Source organism: Pseudomonas sp. PK-RTE-24, assembly GCF_054052265.1.
In genome coordinates, this window is the sequence record NZ_CM133224.1 from 4,575,983 (window position 1) to 4,594,605 (window position 18,623).

Annotated in this window: 12 protein-coding genes; 3 read left to right on the top strand and 9 right to left on the bottom strand. The window is 59.9% G+C overall.

Annotation, left to right across the window (positions count from 1 at the left end; all coding sequences use genetic code 11):
* Nucleotides 1-81 precede the first annotated feature (81 nt).
* The 8 genes from ACV8MC_RS20480 to ACV8MC_RS20515 form a co-directional block, all read right to left on the bottom strand.
* Complete coding sequence (locus tag ACV8MC_RS20480) at nt 82-1,551, bottom strand: efflux transporter outer membrane subunit (protein ID WP_041480998.1); 1,470 nt, start codon at nt 1,549-1,551, stop codon at nt 82-84.
* The gene (locus ACV8MC_RS20485) at nt 1,548-4,655 is read right to left on the bottom strand and encodes an efflux RND transporter permease subunit (protein ID WP_071172349.1); all 3,108 of its coding nucleotides are present in this window, start codon (nt 4,653-4,655) and stop codon (nt 1,548-1,550) included. Before ACV8MC_RS20485 ends, ACV8MC_RS20480 begins: the two co-directional genes overlap by 4 nt.
* Before the next feature lie 136 nt (nt 4,656-4,791).
* The gene (locus tag ACV8MC_RS20490; protein ID WP_056785779.1) at nt 4,792-7,893 is read right to left on the bottom strand and encodes an MdtB/MuxB family multidrug efflux RND transporter permease subunit; all 3,102 of its coding nucleotides are present in this window, start codon (nt 7,891-7,893) and stop codon (nt 4,792-4,794) included.
* Nucleotides 7,890-9,194: an MdtA/MuxA family multidrug efflux RND transporter periplasmic adaptor subunit gene (locus ACV8MC_RS20495; protein ID WP_041481001.1), complete on the bottom strand. Its 1,305-nt coding sequence runs from the start codon at nt 9,192-9,194 to the stop codon at nt 7,890-7,892. Before ACV8MC_RS20495 ends, ACV8MC_RS20490 begins: the two co-directional genes overlap by 4 nt.
* Before the next feature lie 174 nt (nt 9,195-9,368).
* Entirely contained in the window at nt 9,369-9,869 is a 501-nt protein-coding gene (gene tpx / locus ACV8MC_RS20500) for a thiol peroxidase (protein ID WP_076563099.1), read from the bottom strand.
* Nucleotides 9,870-10,157: 288 nt separating this feature from the next.
* Complete coding sequence (locus tag ACV8MC_RS20505) at nt 10,158-10,835, bottom strand: DUF3313 domain-containing protein (protein ID WP_071172345.1); 678 nt, start codon at nt 10,833-10,835, stop codon at nt 10,158-10,160.
* A gap of 129 nt (nt 10,836-10,964) precedes the next feature.
* Nucleotides 10,965-11,939, bottom strand: coding sequence for a hypothetical protein (locus ACV8MC_RS20510; protein WP_457263250.1), 975 nt, complete (start codon nt 11,937-11,939; stop codon nt 10,965-10,967).
* Between the two features lie 429 nt (nt 11,940-12,368).
* On the bottom strand, nt 12,369-12,860 hold the full coding sequence (locus ACV8MC_RS20515; protein ID WP_457263252.1) for a hypothetical protein: 492 nt from the start codon (nt 12,858-12,860) through the stop codon (nt 12,369-12,371).
* A gap of 197 nt (nt 12,861-13,057) precedes the next feature.
* On the opposite strand from ACV8MC_RS20515, the gene ACV8MC_RS20520 reads away from it, so the two are divergent.
* Nucleotides 13,058-13,750: an aspartate/glutamate racemase family protein gene (locus tag ACV8MC_RS20520; RefSeq protein ID WP_095179921.1), complete on the top strand. Its 693-nt coding sequence runs from the start codon at nt 13,058-13,060 to the stop codon at nt 13,748-13,750.
* Nucleotide 13,751: 1 nt separating this feature from the next.
* Here the strand turns inward: ACV8MC_RS20520 and ACV8MC_RS20525 are convergent, their stop codons facing one another.
* The gene (locus tag ACV8MC_RS20525; RefSeq protein ID WP_310219930.1) at nt 13,752-14,270 is read right to left on the bottom strand and encodes a GNAT family N-acetyltransferase; all 519 of its coding nucleotides are present in this window, start codon (nt 14,268-14,270) and stop codon (nt 13,752-13,754) included.
* 627 nt (nt 14,271-14,897) lie between these two features.
* Between ACV8MC_RS20525 and ACV8MC_RS20530 the strand changes: the two genes are divergently transcribed.
* Complete coding sequence (locus ACV8MC_RS20530; RefSeq protein ID WP_252878118.1) at nt 14,898-15,257, top strand: DUF6124 family protein; 360 nt, start codon at nt 14,898-14,900, stop codon at nt 15,255-15,257.
* A gap of 423 nt (nt 15,258-15,680) precedes the next feature.
* On the top strand, nt 15,681-18,293 hold the full coding sequence (locus ACV8MC_RS20535) for an Ig-like domain-containing protein (RefSeq protein WP_457263255.1): 2,613 nt from the start codon (nt 15,681-15,683) through the stop codon (nt 18,291-18,293).
* Nucleotides 18,294-18,623 lie beyond the last annotated feature (330 nt).

The window sequence follows — 18,623 nt, forward strand, 5'->3', positions numbered from 1 at the left end:
CCTGCTCGCGAAGGCGTCGGCACAGCCACCATCGTAGTTGCCTGACCCACCGCTTTCGCGAGCAGGCTCGCTCCCACAGGTTCAGCGGTTGTCGCTGACGTCGAGTTGGCCGTCCCAGCCGCCGCCCAGCGCGGCGATCAGTTGCACGCTGGCGATCAGTCGGTTCTGCAGAATATTCAGCACACTGCGTTCGTTGCTCAGCGCCGTGGCTTGCACCACGACCACGTCGATATAGGCAATCAGCCCGGCCTTGTACTGGTTTTCCGTCAGGCGCAGAGAATCGCGGGCAGCATCCAGCGCTTCCTGGCGCACTGCCGCTTCGTCCTCATACACCTTGAGCTGCACCAGGTAGTTTTCCACTTCGCGGAAACCGTCGAGCACGGTCTGGCGGTAGCGCGCGACGGTTTCGTCATAGGCCGCCTCGCTGCGGTCAACCTCGGCCGAACGAATGCCGCCGTCGAACAGCGGCAGAGAAAGCTGCGGGCCGACCGACCAGAAACGGTTCGGCAGGCTGATCAGGTTTTTCGAGGTACTGCTGCTGTAGCCGCCGCTCAGGCTCAGGGTCAGGTCCGGGTAATACGCGGCCTTCGCCACGCCGACATTGGCGTTGGCGGCGATCACAGAGCGCTCGGCCGAAGCGATGTCAGGACGGCGTTCCAGCAGTTGTGAAGGCAGGCTCAACGGCACTTGCGGCAGATTCGGGATGTTCTGGGTTTCGGCGATGCTGAAGTTGGCCGGGGCTTCGCCAGTGAGCACGGCAATGGCGTTTTCAAACTGTGCGCGCTGCCAGATCAGGTCGACCAGATCGGCCTGGGTGCTTTTCAACTGGGTTTGCGCCTGCGCCACCGCATCGCGCCCGGAAACCCCGGCGCGGTACTGGTTCTGGGTCATCTTCAGTGATCGCTCGTAAGCGGCAACCGTGGCTTCAAGCAAACGCTTCTGCTGATCGATGACGCGCAGTTGCAGGTAGTTCTGCACCAGCTCCGACTGCTGACTCAGACGCATCGCCGCCAGATCGGCAAAACTCGCCTGGGCGTTGGCCTCATCCGCCTCCAGCCCACGGCGCAGCTTGCCCCAGACATCGGCTTCCCAACTGACGCCCAGTTGCGCGGTGTAGGTATCACGAATACCGCTTGAGGAACTGCTCAGGCTCGAACTGCTGCTGCCGGTGCCCTGACTGGAGCGGTTCTTGCCCAGACTCAGGTCGACACTGGGGTAAAACGCCCCGCGCGCGCTGCGCACCAAAGCCTGCGCCTGACGAAACTGCGCTTCGGACTGGGCGACGGTCTGGTTGGAGCTGTTGAGTTTTTCCACCAAGGCGTTGAGCTGCCGATCGCCGTACAACTCCCACCAGGCGCCCCGGGCCAGCGAGTCGCTGGGATTGGCCTGACGCCAGCCTTCGGCTTCCTTGAACTGAGCGATTTCGGCAGTTTGCGGGCGCTGGTAGTCCGGGCCGACTGCGCAAGCGCTGAGCAGCGCCACGCACAGCGACAGGCTCAATAGGCGCGAGCCGCGGACGGTGGCCAATTGGATAAGCGAACGGTCAGTCATAGCGGAGTTTCCAGAGCGGCATCAGTACGCACGCCACGCCATTTGTTGAAGCGATGGCGCAGCTTGTCGAGATAAAGGTAAACCACCGGGGTGGTGTAGAGGGTCAGGACCTGGCTGAACACCAGGCCGCCAATGATGGTCAGGCCCAGCGGCTGGCGCATTTCCGCACCCTCGGCGCGGCCGAGCAGCAACGGCAAGGCGCCGAGGATCGCCGCCAGCGTGGTCATCAGGATCGGCCGCAAGCGTTGCAGACAGGCGCTGCGGATCGACTCCAGCGGCGACAGGCCCTGATGACGCTCCAATTGCAGCGCCAGATCGATCATCAGAATGGCGTTCTTTTTCACCACGCCGATCAGCAGGAATATCCCCAGCAGGGAAATCAGGCTGAACTCGCCCCCCAATGCATAGATCGACAGCAACGCGCCAACCCCGGCCGAGGGCAAGGTCGAGAGAATGGTCAGCGGGTGGATGTAGCTTTCATACAGCACACCGAGCACCAGATACACCGCCAGCAATGCACCGAGGATCATGAACGGCTGGCTCTTCTGCGTCGCGGCGAAGGCGTCAGCGGTGCCGGCCATTTTCGCAATCACATCCTCCGGCAAACCGACCTTGGCGATCGCTCGTTCGATGGCGGCACTCCCCTGCTCCACGGTCACGCCTTCGGCCATATCAAATGAAATGCTTTCGGACGCAAACTGGCCTTCATGGCTGACGCGGTCGTTTTCCAGGCTGTTTTCGTAATGGGCGAACGTCGACAGCGGCACGCGCGCACCGTCAGCGGTAATCACCTCGACCTGCTTGAGCGTCACCGGATCCTGGGCGTATTTCGGATTGACCTCCATCACCACCTGATACTGATTGAGGCTGTCGTAGATCGTCGAAATCTGCCGCTGGCTGTAAGCGTTGTTGAGCACGGCGGTGACCATGTTCATGTCGACCCCCAGGCGCTTGGCCTGATCCCGGTCGACAATCAGTGTCACCTGCTGCGCCCCGGCACCTTCGCGGGCATCGATGGCGGTCAGCTCGGGCAAAGCGCGCAACGCGGTGACCACTTTCGGGAACCACTTGCGCAGCTCGGCGAGGTCGCCGCTTTGCAGGATGTAAGTGTATTGCGAACTGGTCTGCTCGCGGCCGCCGCCAAATTGCAGGTCCTGGTCGGCCATCAGCATCAACTGCGCCCCGGGCACCTTGGGCATTTCCTTGCGCAGACGCTCGATGACTTTCTGTGCCGACAGCTGGCGCTCCTTGATCGGTTTCAGGCGCACGATCATGAAGGCGTTGTTGGTGCCGTTGTTACCACCAATGAAGCCGGCCACGCTTTCCACCGCTTCGTCCTTGAGCACGGCGCGGCGGAAGGTTTCCATTTTCGGCTGCATGACGTTGAACGACAGACCGTCGTCGCCACGCACGAAACCGATCAACTGGCCGGTGTCCTGCTGCGGCAGGAAGGTTTTCGGCACTACCACATACAGCGCAATGTTGACGCCAACGGTGAGCAGCAGACTGAACAAGGTCAGACGGCGATGACGCAATACCCAGTCGAGGCTGGTGGCGTATTTGCCGACCATCCAGTCGTTGGTCTTGTGGCTCCAGCGTTGCAGGCGGTTTTCCTGGCCCGGCGTGTGCGGCTTGAGCCAGCGCGCGCAGAGCATTGGTGTCAGCGTCAGGGACACCACCAGCGACACCACGATTGCCGCCGCCAGGGTGATGGAAAACTCGCGAAACAGGCTTTCGACCAGCCCGCCCATGAACAGGATCGACAGGAACACCGCCACCAGCGAGACGTTCATCGACAGCAGGGTAAAACCGACTTCCTTGGCCCCAAGGTACGCGGCCTGCATCGGCTTGACGCCTTCGTCGATATGCCGGGAAATGTTCTCCAACACCACGATGGCGTCGTCCACCACAAGACCTGTGGCGAGAATCAGCGCCATCAGCGACAGGTTGTTCAGCGAGAACCCGTACAGGTACATCACCGCAAAGGTACCGACCAGCGACACCGGCACCGCCAGCGTCGGGATCAGCGAGGCGCGGAAGTTACCCAGAAACAGATACACAACCAGCACCACCAGAGCGACGGCGATCAGCAAGGTCATTTCGGCTTCGTGCAGCGTGGCCTTGATCACTGGCGAGCGATCCATGGCCAGATTGAGTTTGACGCTGGCCGGCAGCACCGCTTGCAGCGCCGGCAACTGCGCCTTGATCTCGTTGACCGTCTCGATGATGTTGGCGCCGGCCTGACGGTTGATCACCAGTAGCACCGCCGCATCGTCGTTGAAGAAACCGCTGTTGTAGCGGTCTTCGACGCCATCGCTGACTTTCGCCACGTCCTTGAGACGCAACGCGGCGCCATCGGCGTAGTGAATGATCAGCGACTCGTAATCCTTGGCTTTCTCCAACTGGTCGTTGGCCTGGATCTGCCACAGGCGCTCGCCGTCCTCGACCGAGCCCTTGGGCCGGCGCACGTTAGCGTCGGCGATGGTCTTGCGCACATCGTCGAGGGCCACGCCGTACTGGTTCAGCGCCTGCGGTTCGAGCTCGATGCGCACCGCCGGCAGCGAACTGCCACCGATCTGCACTTCACCGACGCCCTGCACTTGCGACAGGCTTTGCGAGAGGATGGTCGAGGCCAGGTCGTAGAGCTGGCCTTTTTCCAGCACATCCGAAGTCAGCGACAGCACCATGATCGGCGCCTGCGACGGGTTGACCTTTTTATAGGTCGGCATGCTGCGCATCCCGCTCGGCAGCAGATTGCGCGAGGCGTTGATCGCCGCCTGCACTTCCCGCGCCGCGCCGTTGATGTCGCGGTCGAGGTCAAACTGCAGAATGACCCGCGTCGAACCCTGACTGGAACGGCTGCTCATGGTATTGACGCCGGCAATCGCACCGAACGACCGCTCCAGCGGCGTCGCCACCGTCGAAGCCATCACCTCGGGACTGGCGCCCGGCAGACTGGCCTGGACGACAATCACCGGGAAATCCATCTGCGGCAACGGCGATACCGGCAACAGCCCGAAGCTGACCCCACCGAGCAACATGATTGCCAGGGAGAGCAGCATGGTTGCCACGGGGCGTTTGATGAAAGGGCCGGAGAGGTTCATCGACTCTTGTTCTCCCCGCATACTTCTGTGGGAGCGAGCCTGCTCGCGAATGCGCCCTTACCTTCAACTTTGGCAGTGACTGACCTCCCGCTTTCGCGAGCAGGCTCGCTCCCACAGGGGAGATATATTCCGACAGTCATACCGCGACCTCTTCACCTTCGGCTTTGGATTTGCCAAAGCGCCTTCCGAGGCGGTCGAAGTACAGGTAAATCACCGGCGTCGTGAACAGCGTCAACACCTGGCTCACCAGCAAACCGCCGACCATCACCAGACCCAACGGCTGACGCAGTTCCGCGCCAGACCCCGTGGCCAGCATCAGCGGCACCGCGCCGAACAACGCCGCCAGCGTGGTCATCAGAATCGGCCGGAAGCGCAGCAGCGCCGCTTGATAGATCGCCTCTGCCGGGGCCATGCCCTGGGTGCGTTCGGCGTCGAGGGCGAAGTCGATCATCATGATCGCGTTCTTCTTGACGATACCGATCAGCAGGATGATGCCGATGATCGCGATCATGCCCAAATCGTTGCCACTGAGCAGCAACGCCAGCAAGGCACCGACCGCGGCGGACGGCAAGGTCGAAAGAATGGTGATCGGGTGGATGTAGCTCTCGTAGAGCACACCGAGGACGATGTACATGGTCACCACGGCCGCCAGAATCAGCAGCAAGGTGCTCGACAGCGAAGCCTGGAACGCTTGCGCCGCGCCCTGGAACTGAGTCTGCACGCCGACCGGCATGCCGATGTCCTGCTGCACTTGCTCGATGATGTCCACGGCATGCCCCAACGCCACGCCCGGCGCGAGGTTGAACGACATCATCACCGCCGGGAACTGGCCGATGTGGGTGATCGCCAGTTGCGCCTGACGCTCTTCGACATGCGCCAGACTCGACAGGCGTACCTGCGCGCCGTCGGTGGTCTTGACGTGAATCTGATCCAGCGCCTGCGGGCCGATCTTCTCCCCGGCCTGGGCTTGCAGCACCACGCGGTACTGGCTGGCCTGAGTATAAATGGTCGAAATCTGCCGCTGGCCGAAGGCGTCGTATAGCGCATCGGTGATATTCGCCACCGACACACCCAGGCGCGAAGCGGCGTCGCGGTCGATCACCAGATAGACCTGCAAACCTTTGTCCTGCAGATCACTGGCAACGTCGGTCAACTCCGGACGCTGGGCCAGGGCTTCGACCAGACGGCCACTCCACTGGCTGAGCAATTCGGAGTCCGGCGAGGACATGCTGAACTGGTACTGGGTGCGGCTGACCCGATCCTCAATGGTCAGATCCTGCACCGGCTGCATGAACAAACGAATGCCGACCAGTTTGTCCAGTTGCGGTTGCAGGCGGGAAATCACTTCACTGGCCGTCAGATCGCGCTCGCCATGGGGCTTGAGGTTGATCAGCAAGCGGCCGCTGTTGAGCGTGGCGTTGTCGCCGTCGACGCCAATGTAGGACGACAGGCTCTGCACCGCCGGATCTTCGAGAATGATCTTCGCCAGTTGCTGCTGCCGCTCGCCCATCGCCGCGAAGGAGATCGACTGCGGCGCTTCGGAAATACCCTGAATCACGCCGGTGTCCTGCACCGGAAAGAAACCCTTCGGCACGATCACGTACAGGAACACGGTCAACGCCAGTGTGCCGATGGCGACCAGCAAGGTCAGCGGCTGATGCTTGAGCACCCAGCGCAGCATCCGCCCGTATTCCTTGATCATCCAGTCGATGAACGCACCGCTGGCGCGATAGAAACGGCCTTGCTCGTGCTCTTGCGGTTCACGCTTGAGCAGACGCGCGCACATCATCGGCGTCAGGGTCAGCGACACCACCAGGGAAATCAGGATCGCCACCGCCAGGGTGATGGCGAATTCGCGGAACAGGCGCCCTACCACATCGGCCATGAACAGCAGCGGAATCAGTACGGCGATCAGCGACAGGGTCAGGGAAATCAGGGTGAAGCCGATCTGTTTCGCGCCCTTGAGCGCGGCCTGCATCGGGCTGTCACCCTCTTCGATGAAGCGCGAAATGTTCTCGAGCATGACGATGGCGTCGTCGACGACGAAACCGGTGGCAATGGTCAGTGCCATCAACGTCAGGTTGTTCACCGAGAAACCGGCGAGGTACATCACGCCGAAGGTGCCGATCAGCGACAGCGGCACGGCGACCGAGGGAATGATCGTCGCACTGGCGCGGCGCAGAAACAGGAACGTGACCATGACCACCAGCGCGATGGCAATCAGCAGTTCGTGTTGCACGTCGGTGACCGAGGCACGGATGGTCTGGGTGCGATCCGTCAGCACCGTGACGTCGAGGCCGGCCGGCAGGTTGTCGGTGATGCTCGGCAGCAAGGCCTTGATGCGGTCGACCACTTCGATAACGTTGGCGCCGGGCTGTCGCTGGATGTTCAGCAACACCGCCTGATTCTGGTTGGCCCAGGCGGCCAGACGCTCGTTCTCGGCGCCATCGACGATTTCCGCTACGTCCTTGAGCCGCAACGGTGCGCCGTTCTTGTAGGTCAGGATGAGGTTGGCGTAGTCCTCGGGCGAGGTCAGTTGGTCGTTGGCATCGAGCATCGACACCCGGGTCGGGCCGTCGAAGTTGCCTTTCGGCTGGTTGACGTTGGAGGCGCCGATCAGCGTGCGTACGTCCGACAGGTTGAGGCTGTTGGCCGCCAGCGCTTCGGGGTTGACTTTGATCCGCACGGCTTGACGCTGACCGCCGGCAATGCTGACCATGCCGACGCCGCTGATCTGGGCGATTTTCTGCGCCATGCGCGTATCGACCAAGTCATTGAGCTTGGGCAGCAGCATGGTTTTCGAAGTGATGGCCAGGGTCAGCACCGGGGTGTCCGCCGGGTTGACCTTGTTGTACACCGGCGGTGCCGGCAGGTCGGTGGGCAGCAGGTTGGTCGCGGCGTTGATCGCGGCTTGCACCTGCTGTTCGGCGACGTCCATGTTGATGTCGAGGCTGAAACGCAGGGTCAGCACCGAAGCGCCGCCGGAGCTGGTCGAGGCCATTTGTGTGAGGCCCGGCATCTGCCCGAACTGGCGTTCAAGCGGCGCGGTGACGGCGCTGGTCATCACGTCCGGACTGGCGCCGGGGTACAGGGTCATGACGCGGATGGTCGGATAATCGACCTGCGGCAAGGCCGAAACCGGCAGCAGGCGATAAGCGATCAGGCCGGCCAGAACAATGGCCAGCATGCTCAGGGTGGTGGCTACCGGACGGAGGATGAACAGCCGCGAAATGTTCATGCGCCCTTCTTGGCCTTATCGGCTGTGGTCGCATCGGGATTGGCGGCAGATTTGCCTTGCAGGTGTTCGGTCGGCGAGGTCGGCACTTCGCTGCTGTCATTGACCACTTCGACTTCGCTGCCCTCCTTCAGGCGATCGGTGCCTTCAAGCACAACGCGATCACCCGCGGCGAGGCCTTCGGTGACCACGGTGTTGTCACCGTCGCTGGCACCGATTTTCAGTTGGCGAATGGTGACTTTCTTGTCGCCGTCCAGCGCATAGACAAAGGTGCCATTGGTGCCGAACTGAATCGCTGCCGACGGTGCCAGCACTACACCTTTGAGCGTGTCGGCCAGCAAATGAACGTTGACGAACTGATTGGGGAACAGCGACTGGTCGCGGTTATCGTAACGGGCCTTGAATTTCAGGGTGCCGGTGGCAACGTCGATCTGGTTGTCCAAGCTTTGCAGCACGCCAGTGGCTTGCAGCTTGGTGTCGCCGCGATCCCACGCTTCGGCAGGCAACTTGGCGCCACTGCGGTAACGGGCGAGCACGGTGTCGAGGCTGTTCTCCGGCAAGGTGAAGGCCACGCTGATCGGTTGCGTCTGGGTGATCACCGCGAGGAACGTCGTGTCATTGGCGGCGACGAGGTTGCCGACGTCGACCTGACGCAGACCGACGCGACCGGCAATCGGTGCGCGGATCTTGGTGAATTCGAGATTGAGCTTGGCGTCGTTGACCGCCGCCTGATTGGTCTTGACCGTGCCCAGGTACTGGCCAACCAGCGCTTCGGCGGTGTCGAGGGTCTGTTTGGCGATGCTGTCTTCTTTATACAGACCGCGGTAACGCTCGACGTCGACCTGGGCGTTTTTCAGTTGCGCCTGATTCTGCAGCAGCGTGCCTTCGGCCTGGAGCAAAGCATTCTGGTAAGGACGCGGATCGATCTCGGCCAACAGGTCGCCCGCCTTGACCATCTGCCCTTCTTCGAAATGAATCTTTACCAGCTCGCCGCCCACGCGGCTGCGAACATTGATGGTGTTCAGCGCGGTGACCGTGCCCAGCGCCTTGTAATACAGCGGGAAGTCGCCCTTCACCGCCGGCGCCACACGCACCGGAATCGGCCCGGTACCGCCGCCGAAGCCAGGCCGCATCATTCCCGAGCGCCCGGTATGCCCAGCGGCCGCTTTGTCGCCGCCCGCCTTGTCAGCAGAGCCGGCGGGCCAGAATTTCCAGCACAGGACAGCGATGACCAACAGGACCAGCAGGCTGATCAGCCAGCGACGGGATTTGCGGGGGGACGATTGCATGGAGTTATTGACCATTGGGCGCGTGGGCTTCTATTACGGGAGGCTGAACGATAAGCACTGAGTGGATTTAAGCAAAGCAGCTTTACCGGCAATTTACCTTCCACTTACGTTTCAAGGTGTGAGGCAAAACCCTGATACACAAATGAAAACGGCCTGGACAGGGCCAGGCCGTTAACAATTGTAAAAGCCTTACTTGAGAACGGACAGTGCCGCTTCGTAGTTAGGCTCCTCAGCGATTTCCTTGACCAGTTCGCTGTGCAGAACGGTGTCGTTTTCGTCCAGCACCACAACGGCGCGAGCGGTCAGGCCTTTCAGCGGGCCGTCAGCGATGGCCACGCCATAGTTTTCGATGAACTCGCTGCCGCGCAGGGTCGACAGGTTCTGTACGTTTTCCAAGCCTTCAGCACCGCAAAAGCGTGCTTGGGCGAATGGCAGGTCAGCGGAGATGCACAGCACCACGGTGTTGCTGATGTCGTTGGCCTGGGCGTTGAACTTGCGCACGGAGGTGGCGCAGGTCGGGGTGTCGACGCTTGGGAAAATGTTGAGGACTTTGCGCTTGCCGGCGAAGTCTTGCAGGGTGACGTCGGACAGATTGCCGGCTACCAGGGAAAAGGCTGGCGCCTTGGAACCGGCTTGTGGCAACTGGCCGTTGACTTGAACCGGATTGCCTTTGAGGGTGACTTGAGCCATGACTTGAGTCCTTCTGTTTTTTGATTGGAAAGCATGCAAGAGGCGGAAGTTAACCACGAAATCGGCTGACGACCTATGCCCTGTTGGAAATTGTTGGGTGCTGAGCGGTGACATTGTATACAACCCACCGCAGCTTTCCTGTAGGGCTGAGCCTGCTAGCAAAAGCGTTGTGCCAGGCAGCACATTCGGAACTGATACACCGAAATGCGAGCGGGATCACTCCCATACTGAATACGAGTCCAGTGTGGGAGCGAGCCTGCTCGCGAAAAGGCAACCGGCCTTACTGCATCATTTGGCTTCAGATTTGAGTTTCAGATACGACTGATGCAGATCGCTTGCCCAGCCATCGATCACCGCTTTCATGTCGTCGGCTTTCATCACCTGGGAAGAGTTTTCCAGCGGTTTGCCGGTACCTTTGCGCACCACCTGCGCGATGACATGATTGGTCGCGCCGTCCATGAATACCGCTTCGGTGGCCAGCGTGGTTTCCTGGTCGCGGATGCCAGAGGCCGTACTTACCGCTGCGGCGACCAGTGCGATCGGGATCACTTCATAGACTTGCAGGCCTTCGGTCTTGCTGCTGACTGCGGTAATCGCCGGACGCACCACAATTACGCCCGGCCCGGGACCTGCGGCCAACGGCAGCGATTTGCCGAGTTCGCGCTTGAGCGCCTGATCGTAATAACTGGTGATGCCGTTGAGAGTCTGCTGGGGGATTTTCTCGGTGGCTTGCGGCTTCGGGTAGAGCTGGCTTGGCTCTACGTAAACGCTGGTGAATTTATTGATGTCGAGTTTCGGGTCCATCCAGCGCATCACCTCGGCACCAGAGGGTGACTTGGCCTCCTTCAGCTGGCTGTAATCCTTGAGAAAGCCGGAATACTGGTCAGGCTCGACGGTTTTGCTGGAACAACCCACCACGCCAAGGGTGGCAATGCACAGCGTGCCCATCACGACGGCTAGCTTCATGCTGTAATTCCTTTGAGAAGGCCAAGACATTTTGCATAGGGGAGATACAGGTATAGCCAAAACCCCGGCAAATGCGATGGCCAATTGCAAAGTTCACATCCGACAGCGCGTGTGCCTCGCCAACCGGTATTACCAGGAGGATGTTTCGCCACTGCGCAACGCCATCTCTCGCCGGCTATTGGCGCGTATCGCCTTGATCAGCGATACCGTTCCCACCAGCAGAATCGCCGCACCAAACAAGAAGTCGATGTTGTATAGCTGGAAATCTTCCACCGGCCCGATCAGCAATGTACGCACCACCGCAATTCCCACCAGCGTCGCGAGAAAGTCGATCCCCGGTTCATCGCGGTAGAACACCAGCATCAGTGGCAGGCACAGCACCAGCAGAAGCAACAGCACCACGACCTTGAACGAGCCTTTGCGTTCGACGCTGAACGCGCACTCATGCGCCCCGTACGGCTTGTAGTCCTCATCGCGGATCATCGAGTTTTTCTCGTTGATGTAGTCGGCGCGGTTGTACTTCTGGATCGGCGTAAAGGTGTTGGACATCTCCATCAGCGTGGTGATGTTCTTGAAGCGCAAGTCGATGCGCTCGCTGCCCTTGAGGTAATACAGCACCGGTTTATAGCCGTAGCGATAGGTATCGAAGGGGAACGCGGCAGTCTGAGCGTGCACGCCGATTGCGCGAGGCTCAAGTTCGGCGAAGGCGCTTTTATTGGTCGACGAGAGGTTGCGGCTCAGCGGCTGCACCTTGACCTGCTCGAGGAAGATCGGCGTGACGCCGAACGACCACTGCAGCGGTTCCAGACGCAGGCGCAGTTCGTTGCGGCCCAGGTCGTAGCGGTTGAAGGTTCGTTCGGAAACCACCAGCGAGCCGCCAACCATGAATTCGCCGCGCAGGTTGTTGGTGACGCGCAAGGTCAGTTGATCCTTGCCCAGCAACGCCGCTTCACTGGTCGGCGGCGTGCCGCACCACGCGGTGCTTTCGCCGACACCGCCGAGCTGGCCGTTGCGGTTTTCCTTGAATACATAAAAGTAACTGGCCCACAGCGTCAGCAGCAAAAGCGACGCCGTGAGACCGAGGATTTTTTTACCCGGACTCACTGATCAGACTCCCTTCTTCGGTTCCATCGTCCAGCCGAAAACCCGCTGGCGACGGCGACTCTACCAAAAGGCCATCAGTGACCCAAGGGAAAATGCCGGATTGGCACCGAACCTAAGGGTTTCCCCGGTCTACGCCTCACTCCTCCTGCGGATGTGGCGCTGGCCCGGCGTCATGCTCAGATTGCTTGAGGGCTCAGGTGATGGAGATGCTTTTTGATGCGCTGGGCGTGATATTTTTGTGGCTGGCGGCGGGCTGCCCTCACCCTAGCCCTCTCCCAGAGGGAGAGGGGACTGACCGAAGTGTTTGTAGGACTCACGTCGACCTGAAATATCGCGTCGAGCTCAAGTTTTGAACATCACTCGGTCTGCCCCCTTTCCCCCTCGCCCCCTTGGGGGAGAGGGCTGGGGTGAGGGGGTAAGCTTTTGATCTTAACCGCGATCGCGAGGTATCAGGCTCTGCAATTGCTGAGCAAGGAAATCGGCGTCGAAGGCAAACGTATCCGGATCCTTCAAGCCATTGGTCTTACGCCACTGCCATGCGCCATCCGCCAGGCCAACCAGCGAAATACTCCCGTACCGCGCCGCCGTCAGCCCCATCACTGCCAGGGAAATCTGCCCGCCGCTGCCCATCACATCCGGCACAAATTCCACCGGTTTGCCGGCAATCACAATGCTCAATTTTTCCGTCTTGAACGTCGAGGTTTCCACCGGCACGCTCGGCCCGAACGCGACATACGCCTCGCGACTGACCTCCAGCAGATTCGGCGCCTTGACCGGTTCAAGCCATTGCTCAATCTCGTCGAACAGCGCGCCAATTCGAGCCGCCCAAGCAGCCGATTGCGTGGTGAACAGTTGCTTCTTGTGCGCTTCGCTTTCGGCATAGTGGCGAAGCATTTCGCCCAGTTGCTGTACGTCGTTCATTGCGGTGTTCCTCGGAAAGGACCTGCGAAGGGTGATAGTGGCAGATCCCCGGCGCGGCGTACGTTTAGTTCTTGCAGATGCACAGTTGCGGGAAAGATCGGCGGTACAGTCAGTCGGTACTGGCGTCGAGTCTCGAACAGAAGGAAACTTCAGGCAGCCCTGAATGCTCGACACTGACATTTGCTTGAGGAAATCCAATGCGCACCATCGGCCTTATCGGCGGCATGAGCTGGGAGTCCAGCGCCGAATACTATCGCCTGATCAACCAACAGGTTCGCGAGCGCCTCGGCCCGTTGCGCTCGGCGCAGTTGCTGATGTACAGCGTCGATTTCGGTCCGGTCGAACAGGCCCAGCACGCCGGGCGCTGGGACGATGCAGCGGCGATTCTGGTGGATGCCGCGCGCAGGCTCGAAGCTGGCGGCGCAGAATGCGTGGTGCTGTGTACCAACACCATGCACAAGGTCGCCGAGCAGATTCAGGCGGCGATCAGCATTCCGTTTTTGCACATTGCCGAACCCGCCGCGCAGGCTGCACTGGAAATCGACGCGCGCACGGTCGGGCTGCTCGGCACCGCGTTCACCATGGAGCAGGACTTTCTCAAGCAACGTCTGATTGCCCAAGGCCTGACCGTACTGGTGCCGGATGAAGCCGAGCGCAAAGAGGTGCACCGGATCATCTACGACGAACTCTGCGTGGGTGTGATCAGCGAACAATCGCGAGAAATCTATCAAGGCGTCATCCAGTCCCTGACCGCCCGTGGCGCCCAGGCAATCATCCTCGGCTGCACCGAAATCGGTCTGCTGATCAAACCCGAACACAGCGCCCTGCCCCTGCTCGACACTACCGAGCTGCATGCGCAGTCGGCAGTGGCGTTCGCACTGGGCGACTGACTCAGGCTTTCGGGCTATTGCGTAGACGGGCCATGCTCAGGGTGTCGACCCACTGCCCGTCGCGCACCGCGTAATCACGCAACAGCCCTTCGGCCTCGAAACCGAACTTGCGGTAGAGGCCGATGGCTGCCTCGTTATCGGCGTACACCGTGAGTTCGACGCGGTGCAGATTCATCCAGTTATCGGCGACCTCCAGCGCCGCCGCCAACAACATCGAACCGACGCCCTTGCCCTGCCAAGCCGCCCCGACTGCCATGCCGAAACTGCCGGCGTGGGCGCGGCGCATGCGTGAATAAGCTTCCAGGCCCAGATTGCCGATCACCACGCCCTGATGCAGCGCCACCAGTTTCAGCGCGCGCTCGTTGTCGGCCTGCAGTCGCTGGCGCCAGACCTCGGTGGATTGAAACGGCATTTGCAGCACTTGCCGTGCAACGACGGGGTCGTTGTAAAGCGCAGTGATACCTTCGAGGTGGGATTCGTTGGAGCGTTCGAGATGGATCGTGGAGGTTGGGTCTGACATGGGATCGGTCCGTGATCAGCGTGTGGCTGGTCACTCTAAACCGCTGATCTGGAATCTGGCGAGCGGCAATGGTGGGGGCGAGCCTGCTCGCGAAGGCGGTTGGCCAGTCACTGAAGCCTCGACTGGCAGATTGCATTCGCGAGCAGGCTCGCTCCCACATTTTGATCCAGCCCGGGCACAACCCCTGTGAGCACTGAAGATTCCTGTGGGAGCGAGCCTGCTCGCGAAAGCGACCTCATAGCCAACACCTGCTTCCCGGCAAAAACGTCTACCGTGCTGTCGCCAATTTTTTGCTTTTTAAACACCGCTGTTTAAATGACACCTGCTGACACGCCTTCCAGGCTACAAATCCTTGCGTCGTTGCCTACAGCCAAGCCAGAATCCGCCGGCTTGTGCGCCTTGGGGGCGGGTTCTATTGTGGTGCGGTCGCTGACGAATCAGCGATCGGGTCTCGCAGCCCGTCGATCTCTGGACGCACAACACCCGCTGTTTTTATGGCGGCTGTACGTGGGAGACCTTCGGGTCTGCCGGTTCTAGAGTCCCGGTCTGCGACCCGCGTACAGCTGCCACCAACCATTTCGTATCGCAGCGAAAGGTGGCAGCTCCGTCGACTCTAGGAGCTTTACCATGATCAAACCCACACCCAACCCACCCCAAACCGACCCCACCTCTCCCTACGAATCCCTCGACTCAAAAAAACTTCACCAAGCCGCCGACCGCGCCCTCGACCACTACTTCTGCCCACCCGGCTCCACCCCGCCGCCCTTCAGCCCCCGCGCCATGTACGCCGTCACCGCCGACACCAAAAACGAAGACCTGCTGGCCAACGCCTGCGAAACCCTCGCCTCGGCCAAAACCATCGCCCAGGAGTTCGCCGGGCTGGTCAAGCCATCGCAGCGGCGGACGCTGATGGGGATTGCGCAGTTGATCATGCTCGGCGAACTGGCGGTGAATCGGGTGCTTGATAATCTGGAGTTGCCGCAGTAGCGGGCCTTTGATGATCGTTCCCACGCTCTGCGTGGGAATGCCTCAAGGGACGCTCCGCGTTCCAGCTCTGGTGGGGACGCAGAGCATCCCGGGCTGCATTCCCACGCAGAGCGTGGGAACGATCAACGCGTAAGCAATGAAGATTCCTGTGGGAGCGAGCCTGCTCGCGAAAGTGTCGGAGCAGTCAGCATTGCAACCGAACATTACGACAAATTCGCAGGCTGGCTCGCTCCCACAACAACCGCGCAAACAAGAGCCGGCTCGACCGCTCGTCTGAATACCGCCTGTACCTGTCAGATCTGACAGGTGTGCTTTTTTTCAAACTGGAGTGAGATGGATCCCATTCAATGCACGGCACGGCACGGCACGGCACGGCACGGCACGGCACGGCACGGCACGGCAAAATTCTCAGGGAGCGCTTCCATGGATATCCAGTCTTCGATTTTCAACGAATTGTTTGTCTTGTATCCGGTCATCATCAGGGGCTGGGTCACACCGGTGAAGCCGCAGGGCATTGCCCAAGGCGGGATTCCCAAGGTGCTTTACGATGGCGAGACGCAGGGTCTGGAATGTCTGATAGATCCGTGGACGGAAATGCAGCTCGCTTCCTGGACCATGGCCGCTGATGACCGCGTCGATCTGTACGTCAACGACAACCCTACTCCCGCAACGGGCAAGACCGTTGCCCCGGGCGAAGAACAACAGCGGGTGCGCTTGTACTTGCCCCACGGCTGGCTCAATCAGGGCGTCAATCGCCTGTATTACAAGGTCACGCGCGTAGGAGGTAACGATGAATCGTCTCGGGACACGCTAGCCCTCTACCATTTGCGTCTGCCGGAATCTCTGGATCTGATCATTCCGCCGGAAGTAGTACGTGAAGGCGTGGGGCCGGAGCTCGCCGCACGAGGTGTGACATTTGCGTTTACTTACACCAACCGACGCCACTTCGACTCCATCGTTTTTGCGCTCGGCGATACCACCGTGCGCTTCGACGTGCCCGACGCGCCGGCCCCGATCAACCTGACCCTGCTCACCGATACCTTCCAGCGTGCCGGTGACAACCCGAATGCTGTGGCGGAATTCAGAGTATTTGACCAATTGGGCAATGCCGTCATGTCAGGTGAAAAGCGCGTGGACATTCACCTCGGTCGCCTTTCTCTGCTGGCACCCACCGTCCGTGGCATGAACGGCAATCAGTTCAGTCCGACCACTCCGGAAATCAGAGTCCTCGTACCGCAGGGTTCGTTACTGCCCACCGACACGTTGTGGGTGAACTGGCAAGGCGCGACGGCTGTCCCTGAAGGCTCCTACCCAAGCCCACCTCGGCTGGTCAGTGCCGGCCTGGAGATTGCGGTACCGCGCTCGGTGCTCGCCTACAGCCTGGGCCAACGGGTTGCAGTCAGTTATTTTATCGACCGCGACGACAAACCCGTGGAGTCGGCTGTGTTGCTGCTGGACATTCTGCCGCTGCCGGCAACCGCTTTGAACTCCCCGAAAATTGTCGAGGCCGATGCCAACAATTTTCTCGACATAACGGCGCTCGGCACCAAAAACGCAACCATTCATGCGCTGCTGCATACCTTGATTGAAGCCGAACAGCCCTGCTGGCTGCGGCTAGAGGGCAAGAAGGCGGACGGCACTGCACATGACTTGACTCTCTGGGCTGGGTTGCCAGCTAGAGTCAACAGCACTTGGATCAACCAGGGTTTCTGGCCACAGACACTGGCAAACAGTTATCTCGTTCAATTGGGGCATGGCACGACGCTGACGCTTAAATACCTGGTGGCGCTGGACAAGAGCAATATCGAAACGAACGCAGTGAAATTTCCGGATCGGGTTTACACGATCAAGTCTGTAGAACTGGTTGTGCCGACACTGGACAGGGTATTGGACTCGAACGGTGAGGAAGTTCTGGAAGGGGGATGGACGGTCAGCACTAGCTTAACGTTGTCGGGGACTGCGAGTAAGGGACTGGAGATTGAGGTGTTCGATGATGATGGCTCGGGCACTGTTGCCAAAGGGCGAGCGACGGCCGACCCGCAGACGGGGATCTGGACACGGGAAGTAACTGTTGCTGAAGGGAAGCACCGGTTATTTGCGAGATCGTTGTATCACAGTGGTGAGGTGGATTCTGACGCGCGGAGTTTTACGGTGACAGCGGATGTTGCGCCGACGATTGATTCGGTTAAAGGCTCGCCCAGCAACGTCGAAATACCTGAAGGAGGTTCAACGTCGGATACAAGTGTGACGCTGACAGGGAAAGCAGCCAACGGATTGAAAGTGAATATTCTGGACGGATTGACCTCCATTGGCGGCCCCACAGCCGATCCTGCCGATGGTGTTTGGACGATGACAGCCACTTTCAGCGTAGGCCTCCATGAAATCACCGCTGAGGCAGCGTATGGCTCAGGCAATAAGTCCGCAGTCAGAAAATTCAATGTTGTGGCTGCGCTGACCATCGACGAAAGTGTTATGAATCTAGACGCAGTGAAATTCGTACAAAGCTACGGCTGGGGCACTAAAGAAGTTCCCGGAAACGTTCTGACTCGTCAGGCACAAGGTGGCACTCCACCCTACACCTATCAATCAGATAATCCGGCCGTGGTTTCAGTGACATCTACAGGAAAGGTTACCGGATTAAAAAATGGCACAACAACGATTCGAGTGCGCGATGTCTCAGGCGCCGCCGTTTCGTTTAGTGTGAATGTTAAAAACGTTTATCGAATCACCAAGGGAAGTACGACGTATATCGGCGATCCTGGAGGCATTGCCGCGCAGCAATGGATCGGAAGCCAAGGTGGCCTCCATCTCGGCCAAATCCACAACGTTTGGCACGCCGCAACCCTTAACGCTAACTTCACAAACGTTTTCGGCGATTTGTTCGAGAGCATTCAATGGGGAAGCCCATTGTCATCGTGGGTGTACACTCACGGTCTCCCCAATGGGACTAGGTATATGTCCTGGTCAAATGGCATATCCTTTCACACCGGGACCTTTGCCCCCCCATTTCGGGCACTGTTCGTTGTCCCGACATGATGGTTGAAACTGTCCAATCGGCTTATTGATTCAAATCCACCTGTCGCCTAAACCACACTCCGACAAAGTGCCTAAATTACTGATGGAGGCCATACTCGCGCTCCGGCAATCACCAAGTCTTACGAATGATGATCGTCCCCACGCTCTGCGTGGGAATGCCTCAAGGGACGCTCCGCGTTCCAGCTCTGGTGGGGACGCAGAGCGTCCTGGGCTGCATTCCCACGCGGAGCGTGGGAACGATCAACGCGTAAGCAATGAAGATTCCTGTGGGAGCGAGCCTGCTCGCGAAGGCGGTGGGTCAGTCACTGAGGCTTCGACTGGCGGATTGCT